The 24,602-nt window shown below is 41.7% G+C and carries 23 protein-coding genes; 21 read left to right on the top strand and 2 right to left on the bottom strand.

The window, feature by feature from the left end; genetic code table 11:
- Window positions 1-20: 20 nt before the first annotated feature.
- Window positions 21-656 carry a lysophospholipid acyltransferase family protein gene (locus D3P96_RS05905; RefSeq protein ID WP_124943455.1) on the bottom strand — a complete coding sequence of 212 codons (636 nt, stop codon included), beginning with the start codon at window positions 654-656 and terminating at the stop codon, window positions 21-23.
- Between the two features lie 78 nt (window positions 657-734).
- Here D3P96_RS05905 and D3P96_RS05910 point away from each other — a divergent pair, with 78 nt between their 5' ends.
- The 19 genes from D3P96_RS05910 (at window position 735) to D3P96_RS06000 (ending at window position 22,043) form a co-directional block, all read left to right on the top strand.
- Window positions 735-1,499 (top strand): tRNA1(Val) (adenine(37)-N6)-methyltransferase, encoded by a 765-nt coding sequence (locus tag D3P96_RS05910; protein WP_124943456.1) that lies wholly within the window; start codon window positions 735-737, stop codon window positions 1,497-1,499.
- Window positions 1,492-1,764, top strand: a complete 273-nt coding sequence (locus D3P96_RS05915; protein ID WP_124943457.1) for a GIY-YIG nuclease family protein — start codon at window positions 1,492-1,494, stop codon at window positions 1,762-1,764. Before D3P96_RS05910 ends, D3P96_RS05915 begins: the two co-directional genes overlap by 8 nt.
- A gap of 154 nt (window positions 1,765-1,918) precedes the next feature.
- Complete coding sequence (rpsB, locus tag D3P96_RS05920) at window positions 1,919-2,707, top strand: 30S ribosomal protein S2 (protein WP_124943458.1); 789 nt, start codon at window positions 1,919-1,921, stop codon at window positions 2,705-2,707.
- A 151-nt stretch (window positions 2,708-2,858) separates the two neighbouring features.
- Window positions 2,859-3,734: a translation elongation factor Ts gene (gene tsf / locus D3P96_RS05925; RefSeq protein ID WP_124943459.1), complete on the top strand. Its 876-nt coding sequence runs from the start codon at window positions 2,859-2,861 to the stop codon at window positions 3,732-3,734.
- Between the two features lie 27 nt (window positions 3,735-3,761).
- Window positions 3,762-4,487, top strand: coding sequence for a UMP kinase (gene pyrH / locus D3P96_RS05930; RefSeq protein ID WP_124943460.1), 726 nt, complete (start codon window positions 3,762-3,764; stop codon window positions 4,485-4,487).
- The gene (gene frr, locus D3P96_RS05935) at window positions 4,487-5,044 is read left to right on the top strand and encodes a ribosome recycling factor (RefSeq protein ID WP_124943461.1); all 558 of its coding nucleotides are present in this window, start codon (window positions 4,487-4,489) and stop codon (window positions 5,042-5,044) included. The genes pyrH and frr overlap by 1 nt, the downstream gene beginning before the upstream one ends.
- A 73-nt stretch (window positions 5,045-5,117) precedes the next feature.
- Window positions 5,118-6,134, top strand: a complete 1,017-nt coding sequence (locus D3P96_RS05940; protein WP_124943462.1) for an acyltransferase family protein — start codon at window positions 5,118-5,120, stop codon at window positions 6,132-6,134.
- Window positions 6,135-6,248: 114 nt separating this feature from the next.
- A complete protein-coding gene (locus D3P96_RS05945; RefSeq protein WP_124943463.1) occupies window positions 6,249-7,544 on the top strand; it encodes an LCP family protein in 1,296 nt (431 codons plus the stop codon).
- Between the two features lie 208 nt (window positions 7,545-7,752).
- Window positions 7,753-9,567 (top strand): glutamine--fructose-6-phosphate transaminase (isomerizing), encoded by a 1,815-nt coding sequence (gene glmS, locus D3P96_RS05950; RefSeq protein ID WP_124943464.1) that lies wholly within the window; start codon window positions 7,753-7,755, stop codon window positions 9,565-9,567.
- 159 nt (window positions 9,568-9,726) lie between these two features.
- Entirely contained in the window at window positions 9,727-10,944 is a 1,218-nt protein-coding gene (locus tag D3P96_RS05955) for a CCA tRNA nucleotidyltransferase (protein WP_124943465.1), read from the top strand.
- A gap of 3 nt (window positions 10,945-10,947) precedes the next feature.
- Window positions 10,948-12,861: an ABC-F family ATP-binding cassette domain-containing protein gene (locus D3P96_RS05960; RefSeq protein WP_124943466.1), complete on the top strand. Its 1,914-nt coding sequence runs from the start codon at window positions 10,948-10,950 to the stop codon at window positions 12,859-12,861.
- A 5-nt stretch (window positions 12,862-12,866) separates the two neighbouring features.
- Window positions 12,867-13,364 (top strand): dihydrofolate reductase, encoded by a 498-nt coding sequence (locus D3P96_RS05965; RefSeq protein WP_124943467.1) that lies wholly within the window; start codon window positions 12,867-12,869, stop codon window positions 13,362-13,364.
- Window positions 13,365-13,453: 89 nt separating this feature from the next.
- Complete coding sequence (locus D3P96_RS05970) at window positions 13,454-13,645, top strand: YjzD family protein (protein ID WP_124943468.1); 192 nt, start codon at window positions 13,454-13,456, stop codon at window positions 13,643-13,645.
- A gap of 116 nt (window positions 13,646-13,761) precedes the next feature.
- Complete coding sequence (locus D3P96_RS05975) at window positions 13,762-17,100, top strand: DNA polymerase III subunit alpha (protein ID WP_124943469.1); 3,339 nt, start codon at window positions 13,762-13,764, stop codon at window positions 17,098-17,100.
- A gap of 164 nt (window positions 17,101-17,264) precedes the next feature.
- Window positions 17,265-19,499: a RelA/SpoT family protein gene (locus D3P96_RS05980; protein WP_124943470.1), complete on the top strand. Its 2,235-nt coding sequence runs from the start codon at window positions 17,265-17,267 to the stop codon at window positions 19,497-19,499.
- Window positions 19,499-19,948 (top strand): D-aminoacyl-tRNA deacylase, encoded by a 450-nt coding sequence (dtd, locus tag D3P96_RS05985; RefSeq protein ID WP_124943471.1) that lies wholly within the window; start codon window positions 19,499-19,501, stop codon window positions 19,946-19,948. Before D3P96_RS05980 ends, dtd begins: the two co-directional genes overlap by 1 nt.
- A gap of 132 nt (window positions 19,949-20,080) precedes the next feature.
- Window positions 20,081-20,248 carry a type II toxin-antitoxin system RelB/DinJ family antitoxin gene (locus D3P96_RS05990; protein ID WP_057744150.1) on the top strand — a complete coding sequence of 56 codons (168 nt, stop codon included), beginning with the start codon at window positions 20,081-20,083 and terminating at the stop codon, window positions 20,246-20,248.
- Window positions 20,249-20,342: 94 nt separating this feature from the next.
- The gene (locus D3P96_RS05995) at window positions 20,343-21,311 is read left to right on the top strand and encodes a cation:proton antiporter (RefSeq protein WP_124943472.1); all 969 of its coding nucleotides are present in this window, start codon (window positions 20,343-20,345) and stop codon (window positions 21,309-21,311) included.
- A gap of 78 nt (window positions 21,312-21,389) precedes the next feature.
- On the top strand, window positions 21,390-22,043 hold the full coding sequence (locus D3P96_RS06000; RefSeq protein WP_124943473.1) for a hypothetical protein: 654 nt from the start codon (window positions 21,390-21,392) through the stop codon (window positions 22,041-22,043).
- A gap of 36 nt (window positions 22,044-22,079) precedes the next feature.
- On the opposite strand, the gene D3P96_RS06005 is transcribed toward D3P96_RS06000, so the two are convergent.
- Complete coding sequence (locus D3P96_RS06005; RefSeq protein WP_244919075.1) at window positions 22,080-22,667, bottom strand: hypothetical protein; 588 nt, start codon at window positions 22,665-22,667, stop codon at window positions 22,080-22,082.
- Window positions 22,668-22,804: 137 nt separating this feature from the next.
- On the opposite strand from D3P96_RS06005, the gene D3P96_RS06010 reads away from it, so the two are divergent.
- Complete coding sequence (locus tag D3P96_RS06010; RefSeq protein WP_124943475.1) at window positions 22,805-23,677, top strand: CvfB family protein; 873 nt, start codon at window positions 22,805-22,807, stop codon at window positions 23,675-23,677.
- Complete coding sequence (gene xerD, locus D3P96_RS06015; protein ID WP_124943476.1) at window positions 23,678-24,595, top strand: site-specific tyrosine recombinase XerD; 918 nt, start codon at window positions 23,678-23,680, stop codon at window positions 24,593-24,595.
- Window positions 24,596-24,602 lie beyond the last annotated feature (7 nt).

The following is a 24,602-nucleotide window of genomic DNA, read 5'->3' on the forward strand; positions in this document are numbered from 1 at the left end:
CCCAATTGGGTAACCTTTTTTTATTTTGCTTTAGGATCAACATAGACAAAGTTAGGATCAAGTTGCGTATCCAAGTCTTTGAAAGCATCAAGTAATTGCTTATCGATGGCTGCTGTTGTCTCATCGTTTAATTTCATTTTTTTATCAATTGAGATGGGCTTACCAACACCAATAGCTACGTGACCGCGTTTAAAGGGGTTGAACAGTTCGCCTAGCGTTAAGGGACCTTGGTAAACAACCGGAACAAGGGGCTTACCAGCAGTTTTAGCAATCACAACTGAACCGCCCTTTAGTTTTTGAGAATGCCGTGATCCGGATGGGAACATGATTAAACTCAAATCCGTTTTCTTTAAAATATTGACCGGTGTTTTAATGGCTGAAAGACCTGGATTTTCACGATCCACCGAAAAGGCATTGGCATGAACTAAAATCCAGCGTAAAATAGGGTTCTTAAAGAGTTCTTTTTTGGCCATAAAAGCAAAACGCTTCGGCCAGGCCATCATGGCAAAGTAAATCATATCCCAAAGGGCCCGATGGGGGCCAACGATGATGTAGTTATCAGAAGTTGGTAAATTTTCTTTACCAACGACACGATAGCGACCATTGAATACCCAAAGAATAAATGCGACGACATAGCGTCCTGCTGTATAAAACATAATTAACCTCCTGATTGTGACAGTATATTATCCCATACGGGTTGGCGCATGGCAATGGATGAGAAGCGGAGTAAAGCAATGGATGTAGAATTAAAACCAGGTGAACGTATTGATATGTTATATCAAGATCAAGTTCATATTATTCAAAGTAAAGATGTTTTTTCATTTTCACTTGATGCAGTTTTGTTAGCTAATTTCGCTAACCCAAGAAAAAATGGGCGAGGTTTGACCGTTGATTTAGGGACTGGTAATGGGGCCATTCCATTATTCATGGCCCATAAGGTGCAAGGTCAAATTGTCGGTGTTGAGATCCAACCTGAGTTAGCCGAAATGGCCCGACGATCGGTAGCGATGAACCACCTTGAAGACAAGATTACCATTAAAAATGAAGATATGCGGGATATCTTTAATGATATTCGACCTGGAAGTGCGGATACCGTTGTGTCAAATCCACCATATTTTGCGGTTGACTCAGAAAAAACAGTGATGAAAGAGGATGAGCATTATGCAATTGCCCGTCATGAAATTAAAGCTGATTTAACATTGGTCACGAAAACAGCGAACAAACTTTTGAAAAATAAAGCGCATTTGTATATGGTACATCGGCCTGATCGTTTATTTGAAATTCTCGATGCATTGCGAGCGGCTCACTTATCACCTAAAAAATTACAGTTTGTTTATCCAAAGCCCAATTCAGAAGCCAACATCGTTTTAATCGATGCCATTAAAGATGGGGATGGGACTGGCGCGCGGATTCTGCCACCAATCATCACCCATAATCCGGATGGAAGTTATCGCCAAGAAATTTTAGATATTTATGAAGGCAACAACCAGGATGACTAAACAGTATTATATGTATGTTTTGTTAACGGCGGATGGCTTGTTTTATGGTGGTTTTACTGATGATGTGGGTAAACGCTTAGCCACCCATAATGCCGGTAAAGGCGCTAAATTCACGCGTCCTAAGGCACGGCGTCCACTACGCTTGTTATATGCAGAAGCTTTTGACAATAAAAGTGACGCATTGAAGGCAGAGGCGGCCTTTAAAAAATTAAACCGGGCAAAAAAGGAAGTGTTTTTGCATGAACACGATGTCTTTGATTTTTAGACTTGCAGTCTGTTTTGAAATCATGTAAAATATCTTATTGTTCGTGAAATCGGACAAAATACGCACTAATTTCAATAGTTTGGCAGGTGCCCCAACTGGGTCGTCGAATTACAGGCGAAATTAGGTGGAAAAACATTTGGAGGAAGATATACTCATGGCAGTAATCTCAATGAAGCAATTGCTTGAAGCCGGTGTCCACTTCGGTCACCAAACTCGTCGTTGGAACCCAAAGATGAAGGAATTCATCTTTACGGAACGTAACGGTATCTACATCATCGATTTGCAAAAGACAGTTAAGTTGGTTGATAAGGCCTACAACTTCATGCGCGATGAAGCAGCTGATGGTGCTATCTTCTTGTTCGTTGGAACTAAGAAGCAAGCCCAAGACGCCATTGCTGAAGAAGCTACGCGTGCTAACCAATACTTCGTTAACCACCGTTGGTTGGGTGGAACTTTGACAAACTGGGAAACAATCCAAAAGCGTGTTGCACGTTTGAAGGAATTGCGTGCCATGTCTGAAGACGGTACTTTTGAAGTATTGCCAAAGAAGGAAGTTTCATTGTTGATCAAGCAACGTGAAAAGTTGGAAAAGTTCTTGGGTGGTATCGCTGACATGCCACGTATCCCTGATGTTATGTACATCGTGGATCCACACAAGGAACAATTGGCTGTTGAAGAAGCACACAAGTTGAACATTCCTATCGTGGCTATGGTCGACACAAATGCTGATCCAGACCAAATCGATGTTATCATCCCATCTAACGATGATGCTATTCGTGCCGTTCGTTTGATCACTGCTAAGATGGCAGATGCAATCATCGAAGGTAACCAAGGTGAAGACTCAGTTGAAGAAGAATTGACTGCAGTTAACGCAGAAGAAGACGGTCGTGTTGACACAATCGTTGACTTGACTGAACTTGTTGAAGGTAACAAGGAAGTTTAAGTGAAATAAAACTACAAGTCTTGTACTTGTAGTTTTTTTTTATGAATTCACAGATAGTTTTGAAGATATTGTGAAAATAGCTAGAAATTCCGCTGAATTTCAGTTATACTGAATTAGAAAAAATTATGCATTAAACAAGGAGACCACAAAAATGGCAATTAAAGCTGCTCAAGTTAAAGAATTACGTGAAATGACTGGTGTTGGAATGATGGACGCCAAGAAGGCTTTGGTAGAAACAGACGGAGATATGGAAAAGGCCGTTGATGTTTTGCGCGAAAAGGGAATGGCAAAGGCCGCTAAGAAGGCTGATGCTGTTGCTGCTGAAGGAATGACATTCGTTGTTGAAGCTGGAAACAAGGCTGCAATCATCGAATTGAACTCACAAACTGACTTCGTTGCTGGAAACAAGGAATTTAATGACTTGTTGAAGACGGTTGCACAAACAATCGTTGATAACGAACCAGCTGATGTTGAAGCTGCTTTGAACTTGGACATTGATGGCGAAACAATGAACGAATTGATCATTCACACAACTCAAGTGACTGGTGAAAAGATTACATTGCGTCGTTTCCAAGTCATTGAAAAGCAAGACGGACAATCAATGGGAATCTACTCACACATGGGTGGACGTATCTCAGCAATCGTTCTTCTTGACGGTGCCGATGATGATACAGCTAAGGACGTTGCAATGCACGTTGCTGCTATCAACCCTAAGTTCATTTCAAGCGACCAAGTGCCTGAAGACCAATTGGCACACGAAAAGGAAGTCTTGATGAACGCTGAAGATCTTGAAGGTAAGCCTGAAAACATCAAGGAAAAGATGGTTGAAGGACGTTTGAAGAAGTATCTTTCAGAAATCTCATTGAACGACCAACCTTACGTTAAGGGTGACGGTAAGGAAACTGTCAGCGAATACGTTTCATCTAAGGGTGGTAAGGTAGTTGAATTCGTTCGCTACGAAGTTGGTGAAGGTATGGAAAAGGCTGAAAACGACTTCGCTGCTGAAGTTGCTGCACAAATTGGTTAATCCGAACTAGTAGAGGATAGATAAATCATGGCAAATGTTAAATATAAGCGTATTTTATTGAAATTGTCCGGGGAAGCTTTAGCTGGGGAACGTGGTTTTGGAATTGATCCAGAAACGGTTACTCAAGTTGCAGCTGACATTAAGGATGTCTATGAGCTTGGAATTGAAATTGCCATTGTTGTTGGTGGTGGAAATCTATGGCGTGGTGAAGCCGGTGCCCAAATGGGTATGGAACGCGCCCAAGCTGACTATGTGGGGATGTTAGGAACAACAATGAACGCCTTGGCATTGCAAGATGCTTTGGAATCAGCTGGTGTACCAACACGTGTCCAAACTGCGATTGAAATGCGTCAAGTTGCCGAACCTTACGTCCGTCGTAAGGCTGTCCGTCATCTGGAAAAGGGTCGTGTTGTGATTTTTGGTGCCGGAACTGGTTCACCATACTTCTCAACTGATACAACTGCCGCTTTGCGTGCAGCTGAAATCAATGCCGAAGCGATTCTGATGGCCAAGAATGGGGTTGATGGTGTTTACTCAGCTGATCCTCGTACTAATCCAGATGCAACTATGTTTGAATCATTAACACACGAAGATATTATTGAAAAAGATTTGAAGGTTATGGACTCAACTGCCTCAACCCTTGCACGTGATAACGATATTAACCTTGTGATTTTCAATATGAATACACCTGGTAACATCGAACGTGTGGTTGAAGGTGAAAACGTTGGAACTACCGTGGAGGCTAGTCATTAATGGCAAACGAAATTATCGAGCAAGCGCAAGATAAGATGGCAAAAGCCAACGATTCTTTGCGTAAAGAATTAAGCGAAATTCGCGCTGGGGTAGCAAACCCTTCAATTTTACGTAATGTCAATGTTGATTACTATGGTGCCGAAACACCATTGAACCAAATTGCATCAATTTCTGTACCAGAAGCACGTGTGCTTTTGATTACACCTTTTGATAAGTCAGCTTTGAAGGACATCGAACGAGCTTTGTTCGCTGCCGATCTTGGGTTGACACCTGCCAATGACGGTTCTGTCATCCGTTTGGTAATCCCTGCTTTGACTGAAGAGAGTCGTAAGGACTTAGCTAAGGAAGTTAAGGGAATTGCTGAAAAGTCAAAGGTCGCTGTTCGTTCAGCGCGCCGTGACGCAATGGATGCAAGTAAGCGTGCTTTGAAAGATGGTGATTTGTCTGAAGACGAAGCCCACCAATTAGAAGATGATATCCAAAAAGCAACTGATGCTGCTACTAAGCAAGTTGATGAAATTGCTGCGGATAAAGAAAAAGAATTACTTACAATTTAATTTCAGCTTAAAAGCAGTTATCAGGTCCACCGACCTGGGGCTGCTTTTTTGTCTATGATTTAAGGGAAGAACAATGCAGAAAAAAAGAATTCACGCCATCGATATTGCCAAAGGAATGGCAATTTTGTTGGTCGTTTTTGGTCACGCGGTTCAAGGAATTAATTCAAGTGAACATCTGGGCTTCACTACGGCTTGGAGCTCGATTTATGTTGCCAAAGCCGTGATCTATTCATTTCACATGCCGGCTTTCTTTATTTTGAGCGGTCTGTTTGTCGATCACTGGTTGCGTAAACCAACCAAAGTAGCGCTATGGGATAAAATCAAACGATTGGCTTACCCATATTTTGTCTGGTCCATTATTTTAGGCACCATTATGCAGGTAGTCCAGCAATATACAAATGGGGGCCTTGGATTCAAAGAATTAGTTCAGGCGCCAATTGTCCCATTTTCAGAATATTGGTTTTTATATCTGCTCTTTTTCTTCTTTATGACCTATCTCATCGTTGGTCGCCTTTGGCCTCGTGGCTATAAGCCATTACTATTGATTGTTGGAGCAGCCCTGTTTATCAGTTACCCATTTCTTCCCGATGTCTGGATTTTGCTGCGCTTTAGCAAATTCTTTATCTTCTTTGCCTTGGGTACCTACTTATTGGATTTCTTTACAGTTGAAGAAAAAAGAAAGCAGACTTGGTTAGGATTAGGTGTAAGTACTGGCGCATTTGTATGCGTAGAGACCCTCTATATTTTGGTCTTGCGCGCCAATCTAACACATCTTGCTGATTATGTGTGGTTCTTTACAGCAATCATGGGCACAGCCATGTTGTGCTATGCGGCAAAGCTAATTGCGCATCAAGCGAATCATTGGTCAGTTAAAGCGCTTGAATATACGGGCGTCATTTCTATGCAAATTTACGTGATGCATATTATTCCGTTAGCCGGAACCCGTATCTTCTTACTGCGTTTCGCCCATGTGACCAATTTATGGTTGGTTGCCATCATTATTTTCATCGTGGCTTTGATTTTTTCATATCTCGGTTCATACGTGATTAAACGTTGTCATCTAAATGAATGGTTCTTTGCCGAAAAATAATAGCCCTTTTAAAATAGAATAGGATTAAGGTTATATTTAAAAATCCTATGTATTATTTGTCTTATGAATGTTATAATTGTGTATTATTAAAGCTTTGAAACGAGGGAATTAAGCATGGCTAATGAATATAATTCACGTTCGGAACGACGCGAACATGAAGAAGATGAACAACGGCATCGTGAATCAAAAGGGGCGGCAACTGCCAACGCTAATGGTTCTGGTCCAAAGAAACCTCGTCGCAAGAAAAGCCCATGGCGCTGGTTGTTATATCTTTTGATTTTGATTTTGATTGCACTCTTTGTCTTTGGTGGGATGCTTTATGCTAAGTCAAAAAATGCAGTTGATAACTCTTACAAGCCTTCAAACATCAAAAAGGCGCGTAATGTCGATAAGGTCTTAAATGACGGTAAGCCATTTTCAGTCTTGCTCCTCGGAACGGATACTGGTGAATTTGGTCGTGACTATAAGGGTCGTACCGATTCAATGATGTTAGTAACGGTTAATCCAAAGGAAAACAAGACGACAATCATGTCAATTCCACGTGACTCATTGGTCGCTGTACCAGGTTACGAAAGTGAATTCCCAGCAAAGATTAACTCAGCATATGAAGATGGGTCATCAGCCGCAACCATTCGAACGGTTCAGGACTGGTTAAATGTCCCAATTGATTTCTATGCCCTCGTTAACATGGGCGGGTTGGAAAAGGTTGTTAATCAAGTTGGTGGTATTGAAGTGAAGTCACCATTAACCTTTGATTTTAATCCCAACACAGCACACTCTGAAGGTGATGATCTTTATCACTTTACAAAGGGGTCATCAACTTATACCCATACCAAGAATGGTCAAACAAAGACGTATGACACAATGGATGGGCGTGCAGCCTTAGCCTTCTCACGGATGCGTTATGCGGATCCTAACGGTGATTACGGTCGTCAAGAACGTCAACGTTTGGTCATGCAAGGAATCCTTGATAAGATTAAGCAAAACCCAACCAAGGTACTTTCAAGTAACTTTATTGAAGAAATTGGAAAGTCAACGCAAACGGATATGACCTTCGGTGATGTTATGAAGATTGGAACTAAGTATGTGAGTGCGGCTAACAACATTAAGTCAGATCACATTCAAGGTAACGGATACAATCTCTCATCAGGTTCAACAGAAGTCGTTTATCGTGGTGAACAACAACGTGCAACTGATGTTTTGCGTAAGTCATTAGACTTGAAGCAAAAGCAGACCGGAAATCTTTATAGTGGTGATGTTTCAGATGAAACAATGATTGCCAATGGGGTTCCAACGTTAGCACAGTCAGAAGCGCTATCAAATTCAGACGGTAATAGTGATACATCAAACATCGCACCGCAAACAGACGGTGTTGCAACTGGTTCAGCCGGTGGTTCAACAACCAACTAATCAAAAAAGGCATTGGAGCAATAGCTTCAATGCTTTTTTTGTCTATACCAATTCAGAAAGGGCAGGCTGATAACAAGAGATTAAATGCCATAACTATACCAATCATGTGAATTGGTTCGTTGACTATACCATTAGTCAAATTGTATAATAATGAAAGTGATAAAATCAAACAACGCATAAAAAGCGCATTTTAAAGGAGACTACACATATGTATTGTGGAATTGTTGGCTATACTGGTTTAAACTACCAATCTGCTCCCATCTTATTAAAGGGACTACAAAAATTAGAATATCGTGGTTATGATTCAGCTGGAATTTTCGTTCCTGATGTTGCTGATAACATGGACCAATTAGTTAAGGAAAAGGGTCGTGTTTCTGAATTAGTGGACCTTGTTGATCGTTCAGATGTTTCAGGAACAGCTGGAATTGCACACACACGTTGGGCAACTCACGGTGTCCCATCTGTTGAAAATGCGCACCCACAAATGAGTGCGAACGAACGTTTTTACTTGGTTCACAATGGTGTGATCGAAAACTATCTTGAACTTAAGCACAAGTATTTGACAGATGTACCATTTGTTTCAGATACGGATACTGAAGTTGCCGTGCAATTGGTAGCTAAGTTTGTTGAAGATGGTTTGACAACTTTTGAAGCCTTGCAAAAGATGACAAGCTTGCTTGCTGATAACTCAGCTTACGGCTTCTTGTTGATGGATGATCAAGAACCAGATACGATGTACGTTGCTAAGCGTAAGTCACCACTTTTGATTGGAATTGGGGAAGACTTCAACGTTGTGACATCTGACGCACTTGCCATGCTTGACGAAACGCATGATTTCATTGAATTAAACGATAATGAAATTGGTGTGATTAAGCCTGAATCTGTTCGTTTGTTCAACCGTGAAGGTGAAGAAATCAGCCGTGAACCATTCCACGTTGATATTGACGCTTCAGAAACTGATAAGGGAACTTACGAATACTACATGCTCAAGGAAATCGACGAACAACCTGTCGCAATCCGTCGTATGTTGGATAAGTACTTTGGGGAAACTGGTGAAATCTTAATCGGTGACCAAATCTTGAATGATATCAAAGCAGCCGACCGTATCTACATCGTGGCTGCAGGAACTTCATATCACTCAGGTCTAATCGGTGCCCGTATGTTTGAAAGCTGGTCAGGCATTCCAACTGAAGTGCATGTTTCATCTGAATTTGCTTATGAACAACCTTTGCTTTCAGAAAACCCATTCTTTATCTTCTTGTCACAATCTGGTGAAACTGCCGATTCACGTGAAGTGTTGCAAAACGTGAACCGTGCTGGTTTCAAGTCTTTGACTATGACTAACGTTGAAAAGTCTACGCTTTGGCGTGAAGCCACTTATGCTTTGCCATTGATGGCTGGTCCTGAAATTGCTGTTGCTTCAACGAAGGCTTACATCGCCCAAGTGACGTTGCAAGCAATCTTGGCCTACGCTTTGTCAGATCGCATCGATCTTGACCTTGAGCAAGAACTATCAAAGATTGCCGTAGATATTCAAGCAATCGTTGATGATAAGGCTGTCTTTGAAAAGGTTGCCAACGAATTGTTAGTACCTGCCCACAGTGCTTTCTACATTGGTCGTGGTGCAGATGCCGACGTTTCATTGGAAGCTGCTTTGAAGTTGAAAGAGATTTCATATGTTCAAGCTGAAGGATTCCCAGCCGGTGAATTGAAGCACGGAACATTAGCTTTGATTGAAGATGGGACACCAGTTATCGCTTTGATGACACAACCAAAGACTGCTGGTTTGGTTCGTGGAAACATTGCTGAGACACAAGCACGTGGTGCTGAAGCCTATACGATTACGACAAAGGCCTTGGCTGAACCAGGTGATACTGGCTACGTTTTGCCGGATGTTGATCCTTTGCTAGCACCTTTGCTATCAGTTGTCCCAACACAACTTTTGGCATACTACACATCATTGGGCCGTGGTTTGGATGTGGATCATCCTCGTAACTTGGCTAAGTCAGTGACTGTGCAATAAGATTTAAAAAACAATGAGCTTGATTGGTTTCTACCAATTGGGCTTTTTTTATGGCGCAATCCGTAACGATATGATGGGGAATTGACATTTTTAATCGTGAGGCGCCGATTTTCCTAAATATTTGCTATACTTAAGAGAAAAGAAAAAAGGAGACCACAGATGAAACTGGCGACACTACCAAAAGAATTTCAAGATGCCTTACCTATTTTAAAGACAATCGAAGCAGCAGGCTATGAAGCCTACTTTGTTGGCGGTTCAGTTCGCGATACCCTTTTGGGGAAGCCGATTCATGATGTGGATATCGCCACGTCAGCTTTTCCTGCTGAAATCAAAAGTCTATTCAAAAAAACTGTCGATACAGGGATTGAACACGGTACCGTAATGATTTTAGATCACGGTACCGGCTATGAAACGACCACTTTTCGGACGGAGTCAGATTACACAGATTTTCGCCGTCCGGATTCGGTGTCGTTCGTACGCTCATTGAGTGAGGACTTAAAGCGCCGTGATTTTACGGTGAACGCCTTGGCGCTAACAGCTGATGGCGAAGTGATTGATCGTTTCGGTGGGGTAGATGATTTACAGAACCATGTGTTACGCGCTGTCGGTACACCGGCGGAGCGTTTTCATGAAGATGCCTTACGGATGATGCGAGCTGTACGTTTTGCCGCGCAATTGGGATTTGAAATTGAACCTAAAACCCAACAAGCTATGCTTGAAAATGCCTCCTTATTGGCCAATATTTCAATTGAACGGATTAATGTTGAATTTACAAAGTTATTGCAAGCACCAGCAGCAACCTACGGTATTTTAGAAATGATTAAAGGGCGTCTTAATGCCTATATGGCTGGATTGGCGTCATCAGATATTGATTTGATTGGCTTAGCTGAACTTGAAGAAACGGCGCAACCACAAGACGATGCCCAAGCATGGACTTTATTGATTTTTGAGTTAGGTTTGACCCCAGATGATGCGGGGACTTTTTTGCGTAATTGGAAGCACAGCAAGGAGCTTATTAAAACCGTTCAGACAAGTATTACCTTGTTAAATGAACTACGCCTTGGGGATGTGTCTGATTGGGAGCTATATCAAGCGGGTACAGCCATTCAAACTGCTTTGGCAGTTGTCGAACTATCTGAGTTAGCTATTGACGTGTCGACCTTACAAGCGCGTTATCAGGCATTGCCAATTCATAGTCGCGCTGAATTAGCAATTACCGGTGGGGACTTAGCACAAAACCTACAACAAAAGCCAGGTCCCTTATTTGGTAAGATTTTAAATCAACTGGAACATGAAGTTGTGCTAAAACAAATTGCCAATTTAAAGCCGGCCTTAGTGTACCGTGCCATTGAATTAATGGGAAAAGAGAAGAAATAACGCATGAAACAATTAAGAGCAGAAAATTTAACGAGTGTTTACGGGGAAAAGACCCTGCTAGACCATGTCTCATTTTTAGTGGAGACGGGTGATCGAATTGGTGTGATTGGGGTCAATGGCTCTGGAAAGACCACGTTATTGAATGCCATTTCAGGAGCGGTCCCAGCTGATTCAGGGACGATTGAAACACCCAATGATTATTCGATTGGGTACTTGAAACAAGATCCAGATCTAGATGAAGATAAAAAAGTATTAGATGCCATCTTTTCTGGGGCTCAACCGGTCTTTCAACTTATTCGTGACTATGAAGCAGCCTTAGAGGCTTACTCAGCCAATCCAGAAGATAGTAAGGCTGAACAACGTTTTACAAAATTACAGAGTCAGATGGATCAAGATGATGCTTGGTTGGCCGAATCTGAAGTGAAGTCAATTTTGACGCAACTACACCTACCTGATTTAGACTTGAAAGTGAGTCAACTCTCAGGGGGACAAAAAAAGCGTGTGGGGTTGGCTCAGGTTTTGATTCAAGCACCTGACTTACTTTTGTTAGATGAACCAACCAATCACTTGGATTTTGATTCAATTGCTTGGCTTGAAAAGTATTTGAGTGAATATCGTGGTGCCGTGATGACCGTTACGCACGACCGTTATTTCTTGGATCATGTCACCAATCGTATTTTTGAATTGTCATTTGGTCACCTGTATGAATACACAGGAAACTACCAAGCATTCGTTCAAGCTAAGGCTGAACGTGTGGCAGCCTCAAAGGTAGCTGATCATAAAAACGAGCAAATGTACAAAAAAGAATTGGCTTGGATGAAAACTGGGGCCAAGGCGCGTTCAACTAAGCAAAAAGCCCGTGAAAATCGCTTTTCAGAATTAGCAGATCAACGGGGGACCTTGCAGTTAGATGATGAAGTTGAAGTATCATTAGGTCAATCACGACTTGGTAAAAAGGTAATCAATGTCGAACATGCTGATTTAGCATTTGATGGCCGTGTCATTTTAAATGACTTCAATGAATTGATTCAAGCTAACGAACGGATTGGTATTACTGGTCCAAATGGAACCGGAAAATCAACCTTATTGAATGTCATTGCTGGTCGTCAAAAGTTGGATTCAGGTGTGGTTGAAATTGGTGAGACGGTTAAGATGGCGTTTTACACGCAACAAACCGAACCAATCCCCGAAGATAAACGTGTGATTGAGTATTTGAGCGATGTCGCAGAAGCGATTGTTGATCAGGATGGGAATCGTGTATCGGTCTCTGATCTTTTGGAACAATTCTTATTCCCAAGCATGATGCACGGGACTTTGATTCGAAAGTTATCTGGTGGGGAAAAGCGTCGGTTGTATTTGTTGAAACTGTTGATGCAAACACCAAATGTGTTGCTCCTAGATGAGCCTACCAATGACTTAGATATCAGCACCCTAACTGTGTTAGAAGATTACTTACAAAAATTCGTTGGAACCGTTATTACGGTTTCCCACGATCGTTATTTCTTAGACAAAGTGGCTGATAAACTATTGATTCTACATGGTGGTGGTGAAATTAGTCGCTACAATGGCTTGTTCTCTGATTATCTTAAACAGTATGGGGCGCCTACTTTAGAAAACGCACCTAGTCACCAAAAGGAAGCGACACCACAAAAGGAAGCTGCTCCGGATCCGGAACCAGTCGACGAGAAGCCAAAAAAGAAGAAATTGACTTGGGCTGAGAAAAAAGAATGGGAAACCATTGAAGATGAAATTGCTCAGTTGGAAACAAAAGTGGCCGAATTAGAAGCGGCAATGGTTGAGAATGGGGCTGATTTCAGTAAATTAAGTGTCTTACAACATGAATTTGATGAGACGAATCAAGCCCTTGAAGCCAAAATGAACCGTTGGGAAGAACTATCAGAACGAATTGAGGATTAATAATAATGACGAATATAACTTTAATTTGGGCGCAAACAAATGATGGAACGATTGCACTCAAACGCCAAATTCCTTGGCGTGAAAAAGATGATCTCAAGATTTTTAAGGCTTTGACCCTTGAAAAGGTTGTCGTGATGGGACGCCATACAATGGAAAGTTTTAACGGACGTCCGCTACCAGAACGCATGAACTTAGTCTTGACCCATGATGAAAGTCTTGAAGTGCCAATGGGCTTCCAAAAGGTATACAGTATTGAATCAGCTATCACAATTGCTGAAGAAGCAGGGACTGACCTAGCTGTTATCGGTGGAAAGCCAGTTTATGAAGCGTTCATGGACCTAGCAACAGACTTGTACGTAACCTATTTGGATACTGATTTTACAGGTGATGTGAAAATGCCGATTGTCGACAAGACAGAATGGCAAGGTACAGAATATGCGCATGGCGTAACGAACGAGGATAATGATTACGATTACAGTGTCATTCATTATACGCGACGCTAGAAATTTGCGATTTTATTCACAAGAAACATGACATTCTGATTTGAGAAGCGTACAATAAAAGTATCTTGAAGTTTAGGTGGTAAAGATTCATGAAGTATTTAACATTATTTTTTTGGATGTTCATTTTAGGTGAGGTTGTTGGATATATTTCCAGCGCGCTTTTGGGTGTCAGTTATGATGCGACAACGGTTTCACTATTCTCAGCGATTGTTGGAACGTTAGGAACGGTCGTTGAGTATTATATTTCAAAATCAGCCGCACCTAAGCCACGTGAACACTAAATGGTCAGCTAAAAAGGTCAATCTCTTGTAGATTGGTCTTTTTATTTTGGCCCGATTGGATAAATTAATGCTATGATAAAAGGACGACATTCAAATTAGAAAGGGGGCGCAAAAACATGGTGCCACTCAAGACACGTTCGGCCTTTAGTCTCCTAAAGAGCCCCACTTTACCGGCAGATTTGGTCCAAGATGCACAAGCAAAAGGGTATCAAGCGATTGCCTTGACGGATGAAAATACGTTATATGGTATGGATAATTTTTATCGTGCAGCAAAACAAGCACAGATGAAACCCATTTTAGGGTTAACGGCGAATCTGACAGGGACCCAACTTTCTCAAAATTTCCCGATTGTTTTTATCGTGGAAAATCAGACCGGCTATACAAATTTGCTCGAAATCAGTAGTCAAATCATGACTTCAGCTGAGCCACCACGTTTGGCGGATTTACAGGATTATTTAGCTGGACTATATGTCGTTTTTCCAGCCGTCAGCGAGCTGTCTGTGCTTGATAGTTCACACCCTGATGCTGCTGCCACCTTAATTGAAACCACCAAGCGCATTGTGCCAGAAAATCATCTCTTGATTGGTGTCACGCCACAGATGGGGCCAGATCAATTAGCGCAATATCGTCAATTTGCCGAAGCATATCAAACACCATTAGTTGCCATGGGCGAAGTTGCTTATACCCATCCGCAAGATGGTTTTGCGATGCAGGTCGTTGAAAAAATTGGCCAAGGTGAGACTATTCAAAATATTGGCCAAGCGCAAGCTGCACCGGCGGAAGCCTATTTGCCCAGTGCCGATGATTGGACGAACCAATTTCAACAAGCAGGGCTACAGGATGCTATTGACATGAGCGACTGGATTGCTGAACACAGTGAATTTACGCCTAATGTACAAGAAAATAACCTACCATCGATTGGTTTACCCGCAAATACCACCGCGCAACAATATTTAGCCGAACTCGCACAATCAGGCTTAGCGCAACGGGTGCCAAATCCAAATGCAGATTATGAGGCCCGTTTAACCTATGAATTGTCAGTCATTGACGAATTAGGCTTTGATGATTATTTCTTAATTGTGTGGGATGTGATGAATTATATGCATCAGCAGGATATTCGGACGGGACCAGGGCGTGGTTCGGCAGCTGGGTCACTGGTTGCTTACGCTTTGGGTATCACGGATGTGGATCCGATTCAATATGATTTACTTTTTGAACGCTTTTTAAATCCACAACGTGCGCAAATGCCGGATATTGATATTGATATTCCTGATAATCGACGTGAGCAGGTTTTGGAATATTTACATGATAAATATGGGCATGAACAAGTTGCACAAATCATTACTTTTTCAACAATGAGTGCTCGTGCGGTTATTCGTGACGTGGCACGAGTATTTGGTTTGTCACCAGCCCAAATCGATCAGTTGGCTAAGACGATGCCACGACAACCAAATCTCACTTTGCAAGCAGCTTTTGACGAATCACAGGCCTTTCGCAATGCGTTATTTGATTTGCCGGTCGATGGTGAATTATTGTTTGATACAGCCAAACGCTTAGAAGGACTACCACGTAATGCGTCATTACACGCAGCTGGGGTAGTGCTTTCAGCAACGCCAATTGAGCAAACTATTCCAGTTCAACTTGGGGAAGATGGGCGTCTTGTGACGCAACTACCAAAAGGACCAGTTGAAGCACTAGGCTTGTTAAAAGTTGATTTTTTGGCGCTCTCTAATCTCAATATTTTGGATACGGCGCTGCGGGAAGTACAAAAACAAGATGCTGATTTTGATATCCAAACGATTGATTTAAATGATGCTGAGACATTGACGTTGTTCCAACAAGGAAAAACCAATGGGATTTTTCAATTTGAATCAGCTGGTATGAAAAATATGTTGATTCAAATGCATCCTGATAGTTTTGAAGATATTGTAGCCGCGAATGCGTTATTCCGACCTGGACCAAGCCAAAACATTGGCCACTTCATTGCGCGAAAGCATGGTCAAGAAGCGCAAGATGTGCCGGATCCGAGCTTAACGGATATTTTAGCACCAACTTATGGCATTATTGTCTATCAAGAACAGGTTATGCGGGTTGCAGAACAGTTTGCTGGCTTCACTCTGGGCGAAGCCGATTTATTACGGCGGGCGATGTCCAAAAAAGATGCCCATAAATTGGCCGATATTAAAGTTGATTTCATGGCTGGTGCAAAAGCGCAAGGACATGATGCGGCGACAGCTGAGCAAGTGTATGGCTACATTGAAACGTTTGCGCAGTATGGGTTCAATCGTTCTCATGCCGTGGCATACTCGAAGTTAGCCTTTCAATTAGCTTACGTGAAAGCCCATTATCCTTTGGCTTTTTATAAAGCAGTGTTAAATGATGCCATTAATGATAAAGCGAAAGTAGCAGCCTATATTGCGGAAGCACGAGAAGTCGGTGTAACCATTCAAGGCCCAAGTTTAAACCAAAGCTGGCAAGGTTATAGTGTGAACCAACAGGGACAATTGCAAATGGGATTGGCCTCAATTTTAGGGTTACGTCGTGATTTTCGGGCCGCAATTCTCGATGCACGCAAGCAGTTAGGTGGGTTTAAGGATTTGACGCAATTTATTGGCAGTTTGCCAAATAAATATCGTAAAGTAGAACAACTCGAACCGTTAGTTTATGCTGGGGCGCTGGACGACTTTGGCTATAATCGTCGTTCAATTTTAGAATCCTTACAAGGATACTTGGACGCAGTCGGTTTAGCCGGAGATTCAATGTCACTGTTTGAAACATTAACTCCCAAAGTACGTCAATTGGACGAATTTCCAACTGAGGAACGCTTAGCCCACGAATACGACACGCTGGGTGTCTATTTAAGTGGACATCCCATTGAAGCATATTTAGGGCAACCACATACCGACATTAACAGCCTTGTTGCTGGCTTAGATCAAGTCACTTTGATTGGCTATGTCCAAAATGTTAAAGTCATTCGCACCAAAAAAGGGGACCAAATGGCTTTTGTGGATGTCATGGACCTCACTGGCACGATTTCCATTACAGTCTTTCCAAAGCTGTATCAACAAGTAGCGCCACTACTTGAAAAAGGGAAGACTTTACGAATTCAAGGAAAAGTGGAACAACAACGCGGTCGCGATAGTTTACAACTGATTGCAAATCAAATCCAAGCCGCGCCAGCTACCCAACCGCAGGCTGTCGTTCCTGAAAAACCGGCAGCCGGACGTTGGTTCTTACGGATTCCAAGTGCGACTGATCCGAATGTGGTCTACCAGAACCTGCAACCGATTCTGGAACAGAACCATGGGAACAATCAAGTTATCATCATTGAAGAAGCAAGCGGACGCAAGGTTGCCCTCGATGCGAACCAAGGCCTATCAATTGAACCCCAAGTACAATTGGCTTTAGAGCAAATTGTTGGCGCAAATAATGTCGCTTTTCAAAATGCAAACTGAGGGATTCGTTGCTAAAAAGAACGGTATCACGTTAAGCCGTTGATAAATGTGAGATTCTTTTAATCTTGGACTACATTCATGCCAGAACTTGCGGTACAATGATATTAATTAAACTAGGTGTGCTGACGGATGCGTTACGCACGAAATGAACTGAGGGATAGGATATGGTAGAAGCAAAAGTAGTTACAGCAGATGACGTCCATCGCACTGTCGCAACTTATATGAATCCAGAACATGTTGAAAAAGTGGATCGTGCGTATCAGTTTGCTGCTGATTTACATGAAGATCAGGTGCGACAATCAGGTGAGCCGTACATTATGCATCCAATACAAGTTGCTGGTATTTTAGCGGACCTAAAAATGGATCCTGATACCGTTGTTTCGGGATATCTCCATGATGTGATTGAAGATACTGATGCAACTTTAGATGATTTGCGTGAGAATTTTGGAGATGACGTCGCCAATATTGTTGACGGCGTGTCAAAAATCTCAAAAATCAAATATAAGTCATCCCGAGAACAACTGGCTGAAAATCATCGTAAACTACTTTTGGCTATGTCAGACGATATTCGTGTGATTATTGTTAAATTAGCAGATCGTTTGCACAATATGCGTACGCTGGATGCTTTACGTCCTGAAAAACAAAAGCGCATTGCTTCTGAAACACTTGAAATCTATGCGCCCTTAGCAGATCGTTTGGGAATTATGACGATTAAGTGGGAACTGGAAGATTTGTCATTACGTTATCTTGATCCAGATGCCTATCATGAAATCGCAAGCTCAATGAAAATGCGTCGTCGCGAACGTTTAGAAGTCGTCGATGAAGCGGTGAACGAAATTGAAAATACGATTAATGATTTAGAATTGGAAAATGTCGATGTCTATGGGCGTCCAAAGCACATTTATTCCATTTATCGTAAGATGGTTGATAAGAAGAAAGACTTCAAAGACATTTATGATCTTTCAGCGATTCGTGTGATTGTGAATTCAATTCCTGATTGTTATGCGGTCCTTGGTGCCATCCATGCGCGTTGGACACCAATGCCAGGCCGTTTTAAAGACTATATTGCGCTGCCAAAGGCGAATGGGTATCAATCGTTGCACACAACTGTTATTGGACCTAGTGGGCGTCCTCTTGAGGTGCAAATTCGTACCCATGAAATGCATGAAATTGCCGAATATGGGGTTGCGGCGCACTGGGCCTATAAAGAAGGTAACTTTAATGGCGCGGATGTCGAAAATAATGACGAGCAAAAGTTAAATGTCATTCAAGGCATTCTTGATTTGGAAGATGATGCCCGTGATGCTGACGACTTTATGGAATCAGTTAAGGGTGATCTTTTTTCAGATCGCGTCTATGCGTTTACACCTGAAGGGGATGTGATTGAGCTTGCTCAAGGGGCTGGACCACTTGATATGGCGTACAGTATTCATACGAATATCGGTAACCACACGACCGGTGCACGCGTTAACGAACGCATTGTTCCGCTTGATTATCAAATTAAAACAGGTGATATTGTTGAAATCATTACGTCACCAACGGCCAAGCCAAATCGTGATTGGCTCAATATGGTCAAAACGCGCCGTGCCCGCAATAAGATTCGTCAATACTTCCGTAAGCAGGATCGTGATGATAATGTTATGGCCGGGCGTCAAATGCTAACCCATTTCCTTAAAGAAAATGGGTTTGATCCGGAAGAAATTATGACTCCGGAAAATGAAGAAAATGCGGCGTCAAAGACACACTTCAATAGTCCTGATGACATGTTTGCTAGTATTGGTTTTGGGGATAGTAATCCTCAGGGAATTGCCAATAAGTTAACAGAAGACAAGCGGGCACAGATGGAAGCGGATCGCCAAGCTGCTGAACAAAAGGCCATCTTAGAAGAACACGAAACGATTGAAAATGATACTGTCAAACATGAAAAAGATCAAAACAAACGTAAGGATCGCATTGTTATTGATGGCGTTGATAATATGTTGATTCGTTTTGGTCATTGTTGTACACCTGTGCCAGGGGATGAGATTACTGGTTATGTGACACGTGGACGTGGTGTATCAGTACACCGAGTTGATTGTCCAAATGTCATTGCGGCCGAACAACAAGGGCAGCGTTTGATTGATGTCGCCTGGGAAAATGAAGCAGGCTTTGCCAATGAAGAATTTGAGGCCAATCTAACTGTGCGCGGTCTAAATCGTGATAAATTGTTAAATGATGTTATGCGGACCGTGACAAATAACACGAAAACGCTCACGTCAATTAACGGACGCATTGAAAATAAAAATGAAGCTAAAATTGCACTGACTGTGGGGGTTCGTGATTTGAGCCAATTGGAGCATATGATGGAAATGGTCCGTGATGTGCCTGATATCTATGAAGTAAAGCGAGTATTTAATTGATGAAAGTTGTATTGCAACGTGTTAAGTCAGCCGAAGTTAAGATTGACGATGTGTCAGTTGGAAAAATTAAACAAGGCTATCTCTTGCTTGTGGGGATTCAAGATTCAGATACTAGCAAAGAAATTGATTATTTGGTCCGGAAAATCGTTAATTTAAGGATTTTTGAAGATTCATCAAGAAAAATGAACCTAAACATTAAAGATGTCAGTGGGGCAATTTTATCTGTTTCACAGTTTACGTTGTACGCGCAAACCAAAAAAGGGAACCGACCAAATTTTATGCATGCGGGGAAACCAGAATATGCAAAAGAAATGTATAATTTGTTTAACGACAAATTACGCGAAACGGGGCTTTTGGTTGAATCGGGCGTCTTCGGTGCAGATATGCAAGTGAGTTTAATTAACGATGGACCGGTTACCATTATTTTTGATACCGATTTAAATTATTAAAATCTTGTATGTCATTTTGACACATGTTAATATTAAAAACATGTATTTGTAAAACTATTGAAACGATTAACTTTAACCGCATCTGATATACTAATACATGTAATTTAAGAGAAAGTAAGGGGAGTGAGAAGCATGTCAGAAAAATTGATCCAACTTCGCGTTGAAGATAACGTAAAAGATAAGGCAGATGAAATTTTTAAGGCGCAAGGGTTAACCACCCAAACCGCAATCAAAATTTTCTTGACTCAAGTTGCAAACACTGGTGAATCACCATTTGATAACTTGTTTTCAGGTAAGTAATTGAATATTTATTCGGTTGAGCTAACGCTTCAAGATCGACTATTTGGGGGAATAGTCAATCTTGAAGTGTTTTTTTTTAGGAAATGGAGTGTTTATGGATATTTTATATTTTGGTATTTTAATCGTCTCAGCTTTAGTGGGTGGAAAATTAGCTGAAAAGTTGGGTCTCTCAAATGTTGTAGGGCAACTATTGGCAGGAATTATTGTGGGACCTGCAATGTTACATTTAGTACCAAGTTTGCACATCATTCACGTTATTGGTGAATACGGTGTTTTGCTGCTCATGCTAAATGCGGGATTGGAGACCGATGTCAAACAACTCAAGCAAAACATGAAAGCTGCAACTTATGCGGCGGTACTTGGCGTTTTGTTGCCATTGATTGTTTTCCCCGTATTAGCTTTAATGTTTGGGATTCAGTTACAAACAGCCATCTTTTGGGGAATTGTGTTTTCAGCAACGTCAGTATCAATTACAATTGCGGTATTAAATGAGCAAGGAAAATTGGCATCAACAGCCGGTTCAGTCATTTTGGGGGCTGCCGTGTTAGATGATGTGATGGCCTTGTTATTGGTAGCTGGTTATGCCATGTTCGTAGGTGGGTCTGGGCTGGGGCTTGATTCAGTAATGCCCTTGATTGCGTTTGGTCTAGGATTAGTCATGCGACGTTGGTCAGGTTCAAGCCGCTTCTTGGAACTAAGTAATCGCTTTGGAAAGTGGACCCTCTTCCCAATTTTCTTTGGATCAATCGGGTTGATGGTGAGTTTTAATAATTTTTGGCATGAAGCCGTGTTACTTGTCATTTTGACCATTGTGGCTGTTGCCACGAAGTATTATGGGGCTGGTTGGGGAGCTCGTTTAGCTGGAATTAGTAAAACAGATAGCCGTGCCATTGGAGCAGGAATGATATCACGAGGAGAGATGGCTTTAGTGATTGCCCAAATTGGTCTATCAACAAAGATCATTAACCACATGGAATTTTCAAGCTTTGTGATTGTCATTATTTTATCAACAATCATTGCACCAATCATGCTACGTCCATTATTGGATAAGGTAACCGATTAGTTAAAATGACATGACTTGGCAGATTGGTCTAAAATGGTTATACTATAAAGAAAACAATAAATGAGGAACTAATGATAAATGAATCAGCCAATAATGAACGATGCATTAATTCATGCATTGCAAGCAAATGACCTGGATTTAAATTCAGACAAATTTCGAAATGTTTTAGCTGATGCAACCTTATTGGTTCGTGGTCAAGAGGATGATGACCAATATCAATTTGAACTAGTGGCGCAGCCAGAGATCGACCCTGATCGTTACCTTGTTGATACGTACACGAATTGGGCGCAATTAACGGGTGATGAATCAGTCTTTACGATGCATTTTCAAGATTTAATTAACAGCATTCGAACAACTGACGATATTCAAGGTGTTTTGATTAATCAAAGTGTAGTCCTACCACGGGAATTCTTCTTCCCAAAGGGACGCACGATGTTAGCAGCATTGACAGAAGATGATGCTGAGATTGAGGCGGATTTAATTCCGTGGTTGAGTCAGGTTGCCAACCAAGCTTACTTGGGAAAGCTTATTCAATCCGATGACACAGAGTTGCTTATGGTAATCGATGCTGATGCCTATAGTGATGAGAATGTTTTCATTATTAAGCAGTATTGGGAAGACTACCAAAAAAAGCACCCTGAGGTGCCAAATTTGCGAGTCGTGCCAGAATCAAGTGATGAAGGCCAATTCATTATGGAGAATTTCAGTCCAGTTTTTAAGCAGACAAAATAAAAACGCAAATGTCACTGACATTTGCGTTTTTTTACGCTACTTTGGTTCTACTTCATAACGGGGTTCACGTAATTCTTTACGTTGCGCCTTAGTAGGGGCGTAAAGGAATGTGAAGTAGGCGGCACGCCAATCATCAAAAGATGCGGCTAATTCAGCAATATCATCTGGAATATCAGCACGTGGGATGCGTTCGATATCAGGGTGTGCGGCAACGTAGCTTTCCATCCAGTCGTTAATCTTTTCATGACCAGCATTTTCGGCATCTACGTTGAACCAATTTGTTGGTTCGTATTGAATCTTTTCATCAGGAATATCAAAAAGCTCCATTGTACCGTGAACCTTGAATGGACGAATCAACTTAACATCAGGGTTGAATTTCCAGATGTAGTGTCCGTCTTCGGTTGGCTCAACATCTTCTAATTGAACAACCGCACCAGCCATGTTTGAGGGAAGACCAGCTTCTTTCAAGGCGTATGATGTAATTAACAAATCACCACGTAGATCAGTATCGAAATCGTAAATAACACCTGTTTTAGCGCCAACGAGGATATCGATTAAAACTTGTGGTTCCATTCCAACTGCTTGCATGTTTGTTTTCCAACTTTCATTTATTATTAATTCCATTCTAGCAAAGACAGTCCGGATTGCCTATAAAAATAATAATCTCAACCATATCGGGCGCAATTATCCGAGACATCTGTTAAACTAGAGTATTAGATGAAAATAACATGTTAAAACGTAGTTTGAAATAGGGAGAAACAATGGCACATAAAGTTGGCGAAATTGTTCAGGCAAAGATTACTGACGAAAATAGCACACACTACTTTGCCCAAATTGATGGGGTAACCTATGAATTGAATAAAGCAGAATTTGACGTTCCTTTTGCATTTGGTGATACGGTTACCGGATTTGCATATGAGAATAAACAAAATGACTTAGTCATTACAGAAAAAATTCCAGAGGTGCGCTTAGGGCATTTTGCCTTTGGCACAGTGACTGATATTCGACGTGACCTAGGGGTCTTCGTTGATATTGGCCTACCAGACAAAGATGTCGTGGTGTCTTTAGATGAATTACCAACGATTAAAGAACTTTGGCCACAACGTGGTGATCGTCTTTTGTTGACTTTACGGGTTGATAATAAAGACCGTCTATGGGGTGAACTGGCACCAGCCGAAGTTTACCAGGCTTTGCAAGTCCCAGCTAAAAAGACTATGCAAAACAAAAATGTGAAGGCAACGGTTTATCGTTTGAAGATGGTGGGGACGTATGTGATGACTGATGATTATCATATCGGATTTATTCACCCAGATGAACGCTATCGTGAACCACGTTTAGGTGAGCGCGTTGACGCACGGGTAATTGGTGTTCGCGATGATGGTGTATTAAATCTATCATTACGCCCACGTGCGTATGAATCAATTGGGGATGATGCTGAAATGATTTTGAAATTGTTACAAGCTTCAGCCACAAATTCATTACCATACAATGATAAGTCAGATCCAAAAGCAATTAAAAAGTACTTTAATATGTCAAAGGGTCAATTCAAGCGCGCTTTGGGGAATTTGTATAAGCAACGTTTGATTACGCAAGACGATCAAGGTGTTTATTTGGTTGAACAAGAGGAAAAATAAATGGCAACACAAAATGAGGTGGGCGTCTACACAGATCAGTTAGCGGATTATTTACACTATGTGACTGTGGAACGTGGCTTATCGGCAAACACTCGGACGTCATATCGCCAAGATTTGGTACAGTTCTTTCATTTTTTAATGCATGAGCGTAATAGTATGGCTTTGACAGATGTCGATCGGTTTACCATCTTAGATTTTTTGAAGGCCCTTGAAACGGCTGGAAAATCACGTAACTCGGTGATTCATATGGTTTCATCGTTACGTAAGTTTTTCCAATATGCCTACAATAGTCAATGGGTTGAAAAGAATCCTATGGATCAAGTTGATCCACCCAAAAAAGCGCAACATTTACCGGCAGTTTTGTCGGTAGCCGAAGTTGATGCGCTTTTAGCGGTACCTGATACCAATACCCCCTTAGGGTTACGCAATCGGACAATGTTAGAAGTGATGTATGCAACCGGATTACGGGTCAGTGAGCTCGTTAATTTGAAATTGGATGATCTCCATCTTGAAATTGGCTTGATTCAAACAATCGGTAAAGGGGATAAGGAGCGGATTATTCCAATTGGGGATGTCGCTGCGCATTGGTTACAACGTTACCTATCAGATGGTCGGCCATTTTTGGGTAAGCAGCAAGCGGCCGATGTCATTTTCTTAAATGATCATGGGCGTCAGCTAACGCGCCAAGGTGTTTGGAAGTTAATTAAACAAATGGTGCGACAAGCCGGTATTACGAAAGATGTTTCGCCGCACACCTTGAGACATTCGTTTGCGACCCATATTCTGGAAAACGGGGCTGATTTGCGGATTGTTCAAGAACTATTGGGTCATGCTGATATTTCAACAACCCAAATTTATACCCATATTTCGGATAAGCGTCTGACCGAAGTGTATGATAAAAGTCATCCGCGGGCGTAGTTGCTAT

Source organism: Weissella viridescens (assembly GCF_003862435.1).
GTDB classification, from domain to species: Bacteria; Bacillota; Bacilli; order Lactobacillales; family Lactobacillaceae; genus Weissella; species Weissella viridescens_A.

Excerpts from the sequence above, each read along its gene's own strand:
- D3P96_RS05915 (WP_124943457.1), top strand. The coding sequence starts at position 1,492 with ATGACTAAACAGTATTATATGTATGTTTTGTTAACGGCGGATGGCTTG.
- D3P96_RS05960 (WP_124943466.1), top strand. The coding sequence starts at position 10,948 with ATGAAACAATTAAGAGCAGAAAATTTAACGAGTGTTTACGGGGAAAAG.
- pyrH (WP_124943460.1), top strand. The coding sequence starts at position 3,762 with ATGGCAAATGTTAAATATAAGCGTATTTTATTGAAATTGTCCGGGGAA.
- D3P96_RS05975 (WP_124943469.1), top strand. The coding sequence starts at position 13,762 with ATGGTGCCACTCAAGACACGTTCGGCCTTTAGTCTCCTAAAGAGCCCC.
- D3P96_RS05995 (WP_124943472.1), top strand. The coding sequence starts at position 20,343 with ATGGATATTTTATATTTTGGTATTTTAATCGTCTCAGCTTTAGTGGGT.
- D3P96_RS05980 (WP_124943470.1), top strand. The coding sequence starts at position 17,265 with ATGGTAGAAGCAAAAGTAGTTACAGCAGATGACGTCCATCGCACTGTC.
- D3P96_RS06005 (WP_244919075.1), bottom strand. The coding sequence starts at position 22,667 with ATGGAATTAATAATAAATGAAAGTTGGAAAACAAACATGCAAGCAGTT.
- rpsB (WP_124943458.1), top strand. The coding sequence starts at position 1,919 with ATGGCAGTAATCTCAATGAAGCAATTGCTTGAAGCCGGTGTCCACTTC.
- D3P96_RS06000 (WP_124943473.1), top strand. The coding sequence starts at position 21,390 with ATGAATCAGCCAATAATGAACGATGCATTAATTCATGCATTGCAAGCA.
- D3P96_RS05940 (WP_124943462.1), top strand. The coding sequence starts at position 5,118 with ATGCAGAAAAAAAGAATTCACGCCATCGATATTGCCAAAGGAATGGCA.
- tsf (WP_124943459.1), top strand. The coding sequence starts at position 2,859 with ATGGCAATTAAAGCTGCTCAAGTTAAAGAATTACGTGAAATGACTGGT.
- D3P96_RS05970 (WP_124943468.1), top strand. The coding sequence starts at position 13,454 with ATGAAGTATTTAACATTATTTTTTTGGATGTTCATTTTAGGTGAGGTT.
- D3P96_RS05945 (WP_124943463.1), top strand. The coding sequence starts at position 6,249 with ATGGCTAATGAATATAATTCACGTTCGGAACGACGCGAACATGAAGAA.
- frr (WP_124943461.1), top strand. The coding sequence starts at position 4,487 with ATGGCAAACGAAATTATCGAGCAAGCGCAAGATAAGATGGCAAAAGCC.
- D3P96_RS05990 (WP_057744150.1), top strand. The coding sequence starts at position 20,081 with ATGTCAGAAAAATTGATCCAACTTCGCGTTGAAGATAACGTAAAAGAT.
- D3P96_RS06010 (WP_124943475.1), top strand. The coding sequence starts at position 22,805 with ATGGCACATAAAGTTGGCGAAATTGTTCAGGCAAAGATTACTGACGAA.
- D3P96_RS05965 (WP_124943467.1), top strand. The coding sequence starts at position 12,867 with ATGACGAATATAACTTTAATTTGGGCGCAAACAAATGATGGAACGATT.
- D3P96_RS05905 (WP_124943455.1), bottom strand. The coding sequence starts at position 656 with ATGTTTTATACAGCAGGACGCTATGTCGTCGCATTTATTCTTTGGGTA.
- glmS (WP_124943464.1), top strand. The coding sequence starts at position 7,753 with ATGTATTGTGGAATTGTTGGCTATACTGGTTTAAACTACCAATCTGCT.
- xerD (WP_124943476.1), top strand. The coding sequence starts at position 23,678 with ATGGCAACACAAAATGAGGTGGGCGTCTACACAGATCAGTTAGCGGAT.
- dtd (WP_124943471.1), top strand. The coding sequence starts at position 19,499 with ATGAAAGTTGTATTGCAACGTGTTAAGTCAGCCGAAGTTAAGATTGAC.
- D3P96_RS05910 (WP_124943456.1), top strand. The coding sequence starts at position 735 with ATGGATGTAGAATTAAAACCAGGTGAACGTATTGATATGTTATATCAA.
- D3P96_RS05955 (WP_124943465.1), top strand. The coding sequence starts at position 9,727 with ATGAAACTGGCGACACTACCAAAAGAATTTCAAGATGCCTTACCTATT.